The organism is Hyphomicrobium sp. LHD-15, from assembly GCF_031157355.1.
Taxonomy (GTDB): Bacteria; Pseudomonadota; Alphaproteobacteria; order Rhizobiales; family Hyphomicrobiaceae; genus Hyphomicrobium_C.
The window spans coordinates 1,243,973-1,257,000 of the sequence record NZ_JAVIFT010000001.1; the positions used below are offsets into that span (position 1 = coordinate 1,243,973).

Consider the following 13,028-nt stretch of genomic DNA (forward strand, 5'->3'; position numbering starts at 1 on the left):
TCAGAAGGCGAACGAGCGCCGGATGTCCGCATCAGGCGATTTCTTGGGGCGGCACTCTGCAATGGACGAGATCCAGATCGTATCCGGCCCCGAGGCCATCGGGCAGCTTGGTCCGCTTTGGCACGCGGTCGGTGCCGGGCATGGCGCGGGCGGTCCGTTCGATGCATTCGAGATTGTCCGTGCTGCTGCCGAAACTGCCACCCGAAACGGCTTCGATCCTCTGGTCGCGGTGTTCAGGCGGGATGGACACGCCACAACGCTCCTGGCGCTGCGCAGCGAACGGCTCGTCGGCGCGCGCGTTGCGGTGCCGTTGCTCTATCCGCTCGCGCAGTATGCCACTCTGGTCGGTGCACCTCTTTCGCCGGATGCGCTGAGACAGCTCCGCGAAGCGCTTTGCAAGCAGGGCTTCGACGTTCTCCTGTTGCGCCGTGTGCGCGCCGACGGCGGGCTTCACGATGCGCTCAGCGAAGCGGGCCGGTCGCAAGGGGCGTCCGAAACGGCGCTCTTCATCGATCTCCATGCATTCGAGAGCTTCGCCGCCTACGACGCGTCGTTCTCGAGCGGTACACGGCGTAACCGCCGCCAGCGCCGGCAGAAACTCGAAGCGCTCGCCGGGCCGATCAGCTTCGAAATGCGGCGTGGTGCGGATGCGCTCGCCGCCTTCGACACCGCGATGAGCTGGAAGCGAATGTGGCTCGCCGAGCGCGGCGTTTCGAGTGCCGTGTTCGATGCCGGGCCGTGGGAGGCCTTGCTGCGCGAGACCGTCGCCTCCGGCACGGCGCTGGTTTCGACCCTCCAGGCGGGTTCATCACTTGCAGCGGTCGAAGTCGGCTATGCCGATGGGACGAGCTACATGGCTTATCTCGGCGCGTTCGACCCCAAGCTCAGCGCCGCGAGCCCCGGCCAGGAGCAGATGCTGCGCACCATCGCATGGTGTTTCGAAGCGGGCTTCTCGCGCTACGATCTGCTGGCGCCGGCGGACGACTACAAACGGCAATGGGCGCGCTCCGGAAGCGGCGTCGCCATCGACGACTATGCGGTGGCGCTAACGCCCGTCGGGCGGGGCGTGGCCGAGTTGCGCCGGCACGTGCGCCCGCTCGCGCGCGAGATTTATCATCGTCTGTCGCCGGAAGTGCGGGTGGCCGGCGAACGCTACGGTATGCCAGCAGTGGCGGCTGCGGCCGCAATGTGCGCAGGCGCGGTGATCGCGGCTATCGAGTGAAGCTCCGCTCTTGGTAATTAGAGCCATCGACAGCAAAAGCTGCCGATGGCTCATCCCCGCTCGCGCCACGGCGCCCATCGGGCGGCACCCCAGCGTTTACGGTCTCGTAGGGGCATCAAACCGTGATCGCCCGGGACCGCGAAACCTGGCCCTCATGGGCCGATGCCCGATTGAAGCCGTCATCGATCTCTAAAAAAACGACTCGAGGGCTTCAACGTCTAACGGGGTCTAGAGCCCTTTCGCGGTGGATGCATTGCACTGCAGCGCCGTTCGAGAACGGATCTGAGCATGGACGAAGACTGGAAAAAGCTCGTAAGGCGATATCGCATCCGGCACGGCCTCAGCCAGGCCCGGATGGCGGATCTGTTCGGCGTCGCGCAACGTACGGTCTCGCGATGGGAACGCGGCGAGGACAGCCCCGGCATAACCCAGCAGAAGCGCTTGCGCGATCTCGGCTGGGAGCCTTCGAGTTCGCTGATGCGCTCGCTCTCCGCTTCGATCTCCCACTGTCCGGCCCCGCGTGCGCTGACGCGCTCGGAAGCGCTCACGTTGCAGCGGCTTTCCGGGCCGGCGCTCGCGAAACGGCCTTCGATGGCCGACTGGGTCGGTCGCGATCTGGCCCCGATCGCGTGCGGCGTGCTCGAAGAAATTCTCGACGACCGCATTCTGCAGCGGGCCATCGCCAACGGTGAGATCCAGAGCCTGGTCACGACGACGCGCAGCGTTCTGAAATCGGCCGAGCACGAGCACATCGGGCTCTACCGCACGACGATCACCTACTTCTTCCACGAAGGAACGCTTTACAACGACGCGATCGGAGTTCCCGCGCCGGACGATGCTGCATGCGGATATCGCGCGCTGCCGATGGACGACGCGATCTTTCCCGCGTGACGTTACTCTCGGGAGCCGGCCGCTTGTGCGGCTTCGCGCGTGTGCGAGGCGGCGTCATCGAACCAGCGGGGGCTCCCGCTCATGGCCGGCGGAGGTAGACGGGAACCTCGAACGTGAACGCGAAAGGTGGCTTGGCGTCCGGCGCCTCGACGTGCAACGTCCAGCGGATGCCGTTGCCTTCACTGTCGATATCAAATTCGAGGCTGTCAGCCGGCACATCGATCTCGACCGGAATGCGCGCTTTTTCGCGAGATACGAACACAAGAGAGACCAGGATTTCGCGCTCGACGCGCGCCCGCTGCGTCACGTCGAGCCGCGACGTCGTCTTGCCGTTACGCCGATAACTAATCCACTCCAGCTCCTCACATACCAAAGCCGCCTTGAGCGGCGCGTCCGGCCTGCTCTGAAGGCGGGCTTCGATGGTCCCGCGGAGCTTGTCTCCGGCGTAGGCGGGGAGCGTATCGAGGCGCAGCGTTGTTTTGCCGAAGCGGAAATGCGCCCACGTTGCGGCAACCGCCAATCGCAGCGCGACGAGCCCGCACAGGACAAAGAGAGCGCCCGGCACATAGCCCCACCACGAGCTGTCGAGCGCGGCGAGGATCTTGTCGCGATTGACGGTGCCGATGAAGGCGAGCGCGCCCCACCATCCGAGGTTCCAGACCCACAGCAAAGCCATCACGCCGATATTGGAGTGAACGATACGGCGGGCCGCCCAGTCCTTGCGCATCATCCACGGCTGGCCGGGATAGCGCGCTTCGAGCCGAGCCCTTTGGGCATCCCAAAGCGGCTTCTTGACGTAGCGGAAGTAGAAGTAGCCGATGCCGATCGCCGAAAGGAGCAGGCCAACGGCGATCAACAGCAACGCCACGGGGACGGGGAGCAACTGCTCGTCGGACAGAAGATGACGAACGCCGGCGACGACTGTCAGGCTGCCCATGAGGCCCGTCATCGCGAACAGCGCCAGCACGACGATGACACCGATCCACTGGCCGATTGTTTGCGGGCTTTCCGATACCCCAGGCGTGGATACGCTCATCGCGTATTGGCCGTTGGGTCCCTTGCCGGATCGGCGCAGCTTCATGCGTCAATGCCTATCCGACCGAGCAGGCGGCCTTGCCTTCCGCCTCGAACTTCTGGCCTTCGCCGTCCTTGGTGTTGGTGGTGTCGTAAACTTGAAGCTTGTAGGTGCCCTGGAAGACGGTCTCGTCGTCCGGCGACTGCTTGGTCTCGAGGATCAGCTCGATGTAGCCGTGCGCTGCGTCGCCTTCACGCTCGCGGTAGAGATGCAGCTTCAGATCGCCGCCGGCGAACCAGTGATGGACTAGCGCGCCATCGTCGAACTTCAGTTCCGCCAGATCTTTCGGAGCGTCCTTCAGCAGCACCGTGCCGGACGCCGCAAAGTCCATGAAGCGTTCGCCCAGGCCATGACTGAACGCGCTCTCGGCGGAGAACTTGAGCGAGTCGTCTTTAATTCCGCACAGGAACGCTCCGGTCGCCTGGGCCGGGCGCGCAACCGCCAGCAGGCACAGCGCGGCCATCACGGACAGTCGCGTCGCATATTTCATCTCTGCTTCCCTCTGGGTGGTTCGGCTCAGGCGCGGCTGGCAAGTGCGTCGCGACCCAGCGCAGCAAGCGCCGTCCGCACGATGTCCGGCGCAGCCAGGCCGGCTTTTTCATACATACGGCCCGGCGCGTCGTGCTCGATAAAGACATCGGGCAGCACCATCGGACGGACCTTGAGGCCGCCATCCAGAAGGCCGGTCTCGGCCAGATGCTGCAGCACGTGGCTGCCGAACCCGCCAACGGAGCCCTCCTCGATCGTCACCAGCACCTCATGCTCCTTGGCGAGGCGCGCGATCAGATCCTTATCGAGCGGCTTCATGAAGCGCGCATCGGCAACGGTGGTGGACAGTCCCATTGCCGCGAGCTGGTCGGCGGCCTTCAGCGCTTCGCCGAGGCGGGCGCCGAGCGAAAGAATGGCCACGGCAGTTCCCTCGCGCAGGATGCGGCCCTTGCCGATCTCGAGCGGCACGCCTTCGGCCGGGCGCTCGACGCCAAGCCCTTCGCCACGCGGGAAGCGGAAGGCGGACGGGCGATCGTCGATGGCGGCGGCGGTCGCAACCATGTGGGTCAGCTCGGCTTCGTCGGCGGCAGCCATGATCACGAAATCAGGCAAGCAGCCGAGATAGGCGAGGTCGAACGAGCCGGCGTGCGTCGGTCCATCCGCACCAACGAGGCCTGCGCGATCGATCGCGAACCGCACCGGCAGACGCTGGATCGCGACGTCGTGTACGACCTGATCGTAAGCGCGCTGCAGGAACGTGGAATAGAGCGCGCAGAACGGCTTCAAGCCCTCGGCAGCAAGGCCGGCCGCGAACGTCACGGCGTGCTGCTCGGCGATGCCGACGTCGAACGTGCGGTCCGGGAAATCCTTGCCGAAGAGATCGAGGCCGGTGCCGTCCGGCATCGCGGCGGTGATGGCGACGACGCGCTTATCCTTCTTGGCTTCGGCGATGAGGCTGTCGGCGAACACGCGCGTAAAAGTCGGCGCGTTCTGCTTCGGCTTCACCTGGGCGCCAGTGACCACATTGAACTTGGCGACGCCGTGATATTTGTCGTCGGAGGCTTCGGCGGGCCCGTAGCCCTTGCCCTTCTTGGTGACGACGTGGACGAGGATCGGTCCCTGCTTGGTCTCCCGCACGTTCTTGAGCACGGGCAGTAGATGATTGAGATCGTGCCCGTCGATGGGGCCGACGTAATAGAAGCCGAGCTCCTCGAACCACATGCCGCCCTGCCAGAGGTGGCGCGTGTATTCCTCCATGCGGGCGGCACGGCGCTCCCAGCTCTTGGGCAGGCGCTTGGCGAGCTGCTTGGCGAAATCGCGGAGCTGCAGGTAAGTGCCGCTCGACGTGACACGGGCGAGATACGATGAGAATGCGCCGGTCGGCGGAGCAATCGACATGTCGTTGTCGTTCAGGACGACGATCAGGCGCTCGTCGCGGGCGCCGGCATTGTTGATGGCTTCGTAGGCCATACCGGCGCTCATGGCGCCATCGCCGATCACGCAGATAACGTTGTTGGTCTCGCCCTTGAGATCGCGCGCAACCGCCATGCCGAGGCCGGCGGAAATGGACGTCGACGAGTGGGCAGCGCCGAACGGGTCGTACTCGCTCTCGTCGCGCTTGGTGAATCCGGAAAGACCGCCGCCCTGACGCAGCGTGCGAATGCGATCGCGCCGGCCGGTCAGGATTTTGTGCGGATAGGACTGATGGCCGACGTCCCAGATCAGGCGATCCTTCGGCGTGTCGAACACCCAATGCAGCGCGACCGTCAGCTCGACGACGCCAAGGCCTGCGCCCAAATGACCACCCGTCACCGAGACGGCCTCGATGGTCTCGCGGCGCAATTCGTCGGCAATCTGGCGGAGATCGGACTCGGGACGTTTGCGGAGATCCTCCGGAGTCGCGATGGTGTCGAGGAGCGGTGTCGTGCTCACGGTCAGGCAAATTCCTTCAGCGATCAGGGCGTTACGCCATGCAGGCAGGAGCCTTGACGCTCCAGCCTCGCGTTTTCCGGCACCATAGCGCCGAACGGGCGGCAGATGAAGGGCCGATCCGGACCCCGGCCGACCGGAACTGCGGCAGAAAGGAGCGGGGCGGCGTGCCCTGACAGAGGCGGAGCCCTTCCGACGGCCTCAATCGCCCGTCAGTTCGCTAGAACCGCCCATCAATTCACTTGGCAGTTTTCCTCATACTTCACGCAGGCGCCGCCATTGCCCTGGCTGCACTGGGCCTGCCAGGTTTTGCAGCCGCCTTTTTTCCAAGGCGCAATTTCGAAGCCTTTTTTGTCATGCGGCCAGACGCATTTGCCGTTCTGCATCTGGTAGCCCTTGTTGCAATAACAATCGCCTTCCGGGCTCCGATAGGCGTTCTTTCCGCAGTTCTGCAGCAAGACGCACTTGCCGTTCTGCAGCTTGTAGTTCTTGGCGCAGACGAGCGTCTTCTTCTTCGTTTCAGCCTTTTTCTCGGGCTCGCTCCGTTTCGTGATGTTCTGAGGCGATGGCTTTGCGTCGTCGGCATCCAGGCGCAGGAGCTCGACGGTCGACGGCTCTGCGGCCGGCATGAAGATCTGCAAGCAGTCGCCGGGCCCGGTCGCGATCACCCAAGGATGGGTGCGGAACGTATCGAATGTCATCTGGTCGCCGGAGTTCACACCGCCGTAGCTCTGCTGCTTCCCGTCGAAATCGATCCACATGAAGGACCGGTACATTCCAGATTTGTTGACGAAGGTTATTTTCGTCGGCTCCCTGGAATGCTCCGAGCGCAATTGCGGGAGTTCCGAGCACGGCCGTTCGCCGGCCCTTGCCGACGAGGGAACCAGAACGGGCGCTTCCGCGGCCGGCTGATCGCCCAGCTTTTTCAGGTAAGCGCGCGCCAGATCGGCATGAAAGCCTGTCGGATAGGATGACAGGAAGGCATTCCAGGCGTCGGCGGTACCCAGCTCCTTCGCGCTTTCGAATGCGGATTTCTCTCGGTCGAGCTGGGCGTTACCCGCCTCCGGCGCGGCGCCGCCAGCCTGAACGTTGTGGGGAGGAATCGCCACCAGAATGGCCAGTGCACACGCGGCAAGACCTATTGCCGTCTTCCGCAGCGTCATCGCCCATCCCCCGCCTGTCAGAATATCTGCGGTCGGAGAATATGTTGACACAAAAGAACAAGCAAACGGAAAGCCGTGAGCTGACGAAATAAGCGGGAGAGTTATTCCGGATCCAGGGGTTCAGTGCCGCGCGGGACGCCGTCCGAGCCGACCGTCAGTTTCTCGACGCGCGCTTCCGCCTGCTTCAAGAGGCGATCGCAATGCTCCCGCAAGGCTTCGCCGCGCTCGTAGATGGTGATGCTTTCCTCGAGCTCGACATCGCCCCGCTCGAGGCGGCTGACGATGGTTTCGAGTTCCTTCAGAGCGCGCTCGAAGCTCAGCTCCTTGATGTCGGCGTGGTTCTTGTTCGGCAACTTGCTCATTCCGGGTCGGCCCATTGATTCTTCGGCGCCGAATTTAGAGCCTCGGCCGCCCCGGTGCACGCAAAGATTTTCAGCTCTGCTTCAAGTGCTTAGCTTCCTATGTCCATAAGCGTGCGGACGTGCACGGCGACCGACTTGGCGAGCGCCTCAAGATCGTAACCGCCTTCCAGCATCGAAACGATGCGGCCATGGGCGTGCCGCTCCGCCGCTTTGCCCAGCGCTTCCGTCGCCCACATGAAGTCCGTCTCCACCAGGCGCAGGCCGCCCAAGGGATCACGCTTGTGAGCGTCGAAGCCGGCCGAGATGACGATCAAATCCGGCCCGAAATTGTGGAGCGGCCCAAGAATGCGGGAGGTAAACGCCTCGCGGAACGTCTCCCCGGCATCCCCCTCGCGCAGCGGCGCGTTCCAGATGTTTCCGACACCCGTTTCTGACAGCTCCCCGGTGCCGGGGAACAGCGGCATCTGATGCGTCGAGCCGTAGAACAGGTCCTTGTCGGACCAAAAGATATCCTGGGTGCCGTTGCCGTGGTGGACGTCGAAATCGACGACCGCGACCCGCTCGGCACCGTGGCGAGCGCGGGCGTAGGTGGCGGCGATGGCCGCGTTCGAGAACAGGCAGAAGCCCATGGCGCGATCGCTCTCGGCATGATGGCCCGGCGGGCGCACCTGACAGAACGCATTGGCGACGCGGCCTGTCATCACCTCGTCTACGGCCTCAAGGCCAGCGCCCACCGCACGCAACGCAGCCTCGAGGGTACCGCGCGACATCACTGTATCGCCGTCGAGGTGCAAGGATGCCTCGCGCTTCTTGACGATCTCCGACGTGCCCTTGATGCGGACCAGATGATCGGACGGATGGACGCGCAGGATCGCTTCCTCGACATCGAGGCGGAGCGGCGCTTCGGTGCGCATCAACGCGTTGTAGCTCTCGTGCGCCAGCACCTTGTCGATGGCGCGCATGCGATCCGGCTGCTCCGGATGGCCCGGCCCCGTGTCATGCTCGACGAAGGCCGGATGGGTCAGCAGCAGTGTAGCCATATCGAATTAAGCCTAGCCTTTTCTTGGGCGTTTCCCTGGAGCTTAGATCCCGCTTGCTTCGAAGGGCCAGCTTGGCCTCCGGCACGCGGTGGAGTCTTTGATTGATGTCATGATAGCCGAGCCACGCTAGCGCGCGATTGCTTTTCTTTGAACCGCAATCACGCCCTAGTCTCTTGATGAGACCGATGATTCACGCTTCGGACATTTTCAGCGCTACCGATTCACGCCGCGTCCGATGGGGGCCGCGACGATCGGAGCGCGTGGGTCCGAAGCGATCATGGTGGTCTTTAGTGAGACCGATGATTCACGCTTCGGACTGATAAGGTCCGAAACGATCATGGTCCAGCTGGCCAGCAGTATCAAGGTAACCGAACCGTCCGGCCACAAACGCCGGGGCTAGCTGAAGCGCTCGCGCAGCCAGCGGAGGCCACGGAACGGCGCGGTCAGCAGGTTCCAGAACTGCAGCAAGGCGAGCCACATCAAGGCGGGAATGCCGACAAGCGGCAGGAACAATAGGAGAGCAGCCAAAAAGCGCGCTAACCGCGCCGCGATATAGCCGACCCGGCTCGCATATTCCTGGCGCTGCTCGGGCGGCCAGATGCGGGACCACCATCCGAACGAGACCTGCCAGGCCAGCAGCCCAGCCACAAGCGATCCCAGATAGGCATACTGGAGGCCGGAGGGGATGCCAGGGACGATGCGGGCTTCCAGCTCGCGTTCACGCGCCGCGTCGCGGGCGTAAACCTCGGCCGCCTTGACCGCCACATTCCCCGTAACTTCGCCGATCCATTCGCCCAACGTATCGGTGAAAGGAACTGTCGGGCCTGAAACCGGCACCGCCGAGAACACCACGCGCCCCTCGGAACTCAGTGCCGTCTTGATGGCAAGCTCGTTACCTGCGCCCAGCGCGCTCAGGAAATCGGCGAACGTGGCGCGCTTCAAGGCGTCGTCGAGGCCGGCGACCGAAACCTCCTGCCAGAACCAGTTGCGCGCGCCGGGCTGATGGGAAGCCGCCGACTTCAGCAGCACCAGATTGACATCCGACGCCTCGGCCGCGCGCACGAGTGTTGCGATATCGAGCGCCTGCTCCGGCCCACTAGACGGGCGGAAATAGAGCACGTTGCCCTCGATGCGCCCGGACACGAGTGCGGTCTGTCCCTTGAGGCTTTGCAGCGCGGTGGGCAGCGACGCCGGGTCGATACTGTCCGCGAGCGCGGCCTTGCTCGTGGGATCGTAGCGCGGCGCTGAAGACAGATGGCGGGGGCCGCCGGTTTCGAAAGCAAGCACGCGAATATTGGAGCGATTGAGGGGACGGCTCAGGCGATAGATGGATTCTTCGAACAGGGCCTGATCGGACAAGTTCACGACGATGTTCGGGCGAAATTCGGCGACCAGTTCGTCCGCGCCGCCTGTGCGCCGCAGACGGTATGCATCCTTCCCGACGACGACATGGAGATCCGTGTCGGTCGGAAGATCTTTGAGCAGGGGGCGGCGCGCGAAGATCGTCTCTTCGCTCAAGTAGAGCGCGAGTTTGTCGCCTGCCGCCGCTTCGGGTGCGAGCGTGGTTCCGACGCGCGCCAGCTCGTCCGGCGTTGCGGCGGTAAAAACTGCGCCTTCGCGATTGACGAACTTCCAGTGGCCCTCGGGAGTGACGTGCGCCGCGAGAGCCGCGCCGGTCGACATCTTCGGCAGGGTTGCGACATGGGCGGCAGCGTTGTCCAAGGCGCCGAGGCCGAGCTTGCCGGATTTAACGGCGGCTCCTCCCCCGGACTCGGCCGCCTCGCGCGTGATGCGCGACAGCCAGCCGGCTCCGGAAGGCTCAGACAATCCAACGGCCAGAGCGGCGGCGATCGCCATACCAGCCGCGACGCGCATCAGCCGCATCCCCTCCTCCGCTTTGCCGTTCGGCCGGCCAGCGCCGTTCCGGTTTTCGTTGAACCGCGAAACGGCTCTGGATCTTTGCTTTGTCGTGCTTCTTATCGGAAAACCGCTTTGCACTTTTCCGGAAGCACTCATACCATTTCAGATGCCGCTTCGAGCACCGACGGGCCACCAGACGTCACCACTGCGGCAAGGCCAGGGCCGGCGACCGAAATGTTTTCGGCGAAGAAGCGGGCGAGCGCAACGGACTCCATCGCGTGCGGGCCGCCGATGTCGAGGCCTGCCAAGGCGCCCTTGGCCAGGTAGTGCCCGCCGGCTGCGATACCGAACAGCCGGAGATACGGGGTTGCGCCCGCGAGTGCGAGATTGGGGCTGTGCTCGATGGCATCTGCCATCCAGGCCGTCGCCTCCGCGAAGGCCACCACGGTGGACGCGATGCGCTGGCCCATGCGGCCGATTTCGAGCCGGTTGACGGCCTTCAGTGCGCGCGCGGTGGCTTCGTATTCGGCGATCGTATCCTTGATCAATTGCCCGCCGGCGAGCGGCAGTTTGCGCGTCACGAGATCGATGGCCTGAATACCGTTGGTGCCTTCGTAGATCGGAAGAATGCGGGCATCGCGATAAAACTGGGCGGCGCCCGTCTCCTCGATGAATCCCATGCCGCCGTGGATCTGGACGCCGAGTGAAGCAACCTCGCAGCCGATGTCGGTCGAGAAGGCTTTGGCGACGGGCGTCAGCAGAGCGGCGCGATCGGAGGCCGCCTTGCGTTCGGCGCCGGTGTCGGCGTGGTGCGACCTGTCGATTTCGGCGGCCGTTGCATAGCAGATGGCACGGGCGGCGCGGGTCAGCGCCTTCATCGTCAACAGCGAACGGCGGATGTCGGGATGCTCGATGATGGGCACCATGTCGGACGACTTCGACGACGCAGAACGGCCCTGGCGGCGTTCCTTGGCGTAGCTCGCGGCGTGCTGGGTCGCGCGTTCGGCGATCGCCACGCCCTGGATACCGACCGCGAGACGCGCCGCGTTCATCATGATGAACATCGTGTTGAGGCCGCGGTTCTCTTCGCCCACGAGATAGCCGATGGCGCCGCCGTTCTCGCCGAACTTCATGACCGCGGTCGGGCTGCCGTGGATGCCGAGCTTGTGCTCCAATCCGGCGCACACCGCATCGTTCTCGGCTCCGAGCGTGCCGTCCTCGTTGACCAGACGCTTCGGCACCAGAAACAGCGAGATGCCGCGCGTGCCGGCCGGTGCATCGGGCAGGCGGGCGAGCACGAGATGCACGATGTTTTCGGTCAGGTCGTGATCGCCGTAGGTGATGAAGATCTTGGTCCCAAAGATGCGATAGGTGCCGTCCGGATTGCGCTCGGCGCGGGAGGTGATGACGGAGAGATCCGACCCGGCGTGCGGCTCGGTCAGGTTCATCGTGCCGGTCCACTCCCCACTCACCATCTTCGGCAGATATTTTTGCTTGAGTTCGCTCGAACCGCCAGCCTCGAGCGCGTGGATCGCGCCCTGGGTCAGCATGGGACAGAGGCCGAACGAGAGGTTGGCGGCGTTCCACATCTCGGCCACGGCCATGGCAACGGTCTCGGGCAGCGCCTGGCCGCCGAACTCCTCCGGGCAGGGAAGCGCGTTCCAGCCCGCGTCGCGGAAGGCGGTATAGGCCCCTTTCCAGCCAGGCGGCGTCACGACGCGGCCTTCGACCCAGCGCGAGGGGGTGCGATCTCCGGCGGGGTTCAGGGGCGCCAGCTCTTCGCCCGCGAATTTTCCGGCTTCCTCCAGGATCGCGCGCAGCGTTTCCTCGTCGAGCCCACCGACTGCGCCCTTATCCATCTCTCCCGAAAGATCGGCCGCCGTCTTGAGCGCGAACAGGATGTCGTCTACTGGAGCCTCGTAGCTCATGGATTTTCCTTTCCCGGCGCCCGGCGAATCGGCTTCCGCCATCCGCGGCAATCATCGGGCGGAAGCATTCCGTGTGCAACGGACGACAAACAGGTTCCCCTAGAATGGCAGTGCGGACGGCAGACCAAACGGCAATCGACGAGGCAGGGCGCCTGCTCCGCTCGGGGGCCCTCGTCGCGTTTCCGACCGAAACCGTCTACGGGCTCGGCGCGGACGCCACAAACGGACAGGCGGTCGCAGGAATTTTCGAGACCAAGGGACGGCCGCGCTTCAATCCGCTGATCGTACACGTGCCGGATCTCGCCAGCGCGGAACGGCTCGCAGTGCTGTCGGCGCGGGCCCGTAAGCTGGCCCATGCGTTCTGGCCGGGACCGCTGACGCTCGTTCTCACGCGCAGGCCGGACAGCGGACTTTCGGATCTGGTTTCGGCGGGCCTCGACAGCGTCGCGATCCGCATTCCTGCGCACCCGATCGCGCGCGCGCTGCTGGCCGCCGCCGAGCGCCCGCTCGCCGCGCCTTCGGCCAACCGCAGCGGACGCGTCAGCCCAACGCTCGCCCGCCACGTGCACGAAGATCTCGGCGAGCGGCCGGCGATGATCCTCGACGGCGGCGCGACCGCGCATGGCCTCGAAAGCACCGTGGTGGACGCGACCGGCGACGCAACCGTGACGCTCCTGCGCCCCGGCGCGGTTCCGCGCGAGGCCATCGAGGCCGTACTAGGGACGGCGCTCTCGTCCGGCCCCGAAAGCGACGACGTGCATCCCTCCTCGCCTGGGCAGCTCGCGAGCCACTACGCGCCGAATGCCGCGATGCGGCTCGACGCGCGCGACATTAGGCCTGGCGAAGCGCTGTTGGCATTCGGAAGCCCGGTTCCGGCGACAGAGGGGTCGTCAATCAATCTCAGCCCAGCCGGCGATCTCGTCGAGGCGGCTGCCGGCCTGTTCGCAGCACTACGCGCACTCGACGCGACGGGAGCCCGGACGATCGCCGTCATGCCGATCCCGGAGCACGGGCTCGGCGAAGCAATCAACGACCGGCTGCGCCGCGCGGCTGCGCCGAGGCCTTAGCC

Annotated in this window: 11 protein-coding genes; 3 read left to right on the forward strand and 8 right to left on the reverse strand. The window is 64.9% G+C overall.

Annotated elements, in window-relative coordinates; all coding sequences use genetic code 11:
- Nucleotides 1-22 precede the first annotated feature (22 nt).
- Nucleotides 23-1,222 (forward strand): GNAT family N-acetyltransferase, encoded by a 1,200-nt coding sequence (locus RCO24_RS05570; RefSeq protein ID WP_308960494.1) that lies wholly within the window; start codon nt 23-25, stop codon nt 1,220-1,222.
- A 288-nt stretch (nt 1,223-1,510) separates the two neighbouring features.
- Nucleotides 1,511-2,113: a helix-turn-helix domain-containing protein gene (locus RCO24_RS05575; protein ID WP_308960496.1), complete on the forward strand. Its 603-nt coding sequence runs from the start codon at nt 1,511-1,513 to the stop codon at nt 2,111-2,113.
- A 79-nt stretch (nt 2,114-2,192) separates the two neighbouring features.
- Here the strand turns inward: RCO24_RS05575 and RCO24_RS05580 are convergent, their stop codons facing one another.
- The 8 genes from RCO24_RS05580 to RCO24_RS05615 all read right to left on the reverse strand — a co-directional run bounded on the left by RCO24_RS05580 (nt 2,193) and on the right by RCO24_RS05615 (nt 11,959).
- Nucleotides 2,193-3,194: a hypothetical protein gene (locus RCO24_RS05580; protein WP_308960498.1), complete on the reverse strand. Its 1,002-nt coding sequence runs from the start codon at nt 3,192-3,194 to the stop codon at nt 2,193-2,195.
- 10 nt (nt 3,195-3,204) lie between these two features.
- Nucleotides 3,205-3,678: a hypothetical protein gene (locus tag RCO24_RS05585; protein WP_308960500.1), complete on the reverse strand. Its 474-nt coding sequence runs from the start codon at nt 3,676-3,678 to the stop codon at nt 3,205-3,207.
- Between the two features lie 26 nt (nt 3,679-3,704).
- Entirely contained in the window at nt 3,705-5,609 is a 1,905-nt protein-coding gene (gene dxs, locus RCO24_RS05590; RefSeq protein WP_308960501.1) for a 1-deoxy-D-xylulose-5-phosphate synthase, read from the reverse strand.
- A gap of 230 nt (nt 5,610-5,839) precedes the next feature.
- Complete coding sequence (locus RCO24_RS05595) at nt 5,840-6,769, reverse strand: hypothetical protein (RefSeq protein WP_308960502.1); 930 nt, start codon at nt 6,767-6,769, stop codon at nt 5,840-5,842.
- 101 nt (nt 6,770-6,870) lie between these two features.
- Nucleotides 6,871-7,131 (reverse strand): exodeoxyribonuclease VII small subunit, encoded by a 261-nt coding sequence (locus RCO24_RS05600; protein WP_308960504.1) that lies wholly within the window; start codon nt 7,129-7,131, stop codon nt 6,871-6,873.
- 89 nt (nt 7,132-7,220) lie between these two features.
- Entirely contained in the window at nt 7,221-8,171 is a 951-nt protein-coding gene (locus RCO24_RS05605; RefSeq protein ID WP_308960506.1) for a histone deacetylase family protein, read from the reverse strand.
- Between the two features lie 396 nt (nt 8,172-8,567).
- Entirely contained in the window at nt 8,568-10,055 is a 1,488-nt protein-coding gene (locus RCO24_RS05610; RefSeq protein ID WP_308960508.1) for a hypothetical protein, read from the reverse strand.
- A 128-nt stretch (nt 10,056-10,183) separates the two neighbouring features.
- Complete coding sequence (locus tag RCO24_RS05615; protein ID WP_308960509.1) at nt 10,184-11,959, reverse strand: acyl-CoA dehydrogenase; 1,776 nt, start codon at nt 11,957-11,959, stop codon at nt 10,184-10,186.
- A 104-nt stretch (nt 11,960-12,063) separates the two neighbouring features.
- Between RCO24_RS05615 and RCO24_RS05620 the strand changes: the two genes are divergently transcribed.
- Nucleotides 12,064-13,026: an L-threonylcarbamoyladenylate synthase gene (locus RCO24_RS05620; protein WP_308960511.1), complete on the forward strand. Its 963-nt coding sequence runs from the start codon at nt 12,064-12,066 to the stop codon at nt 13,024-13,026.
- Nucleotides 13,027-13,028 lie beyond the last annotated feature (2 nt).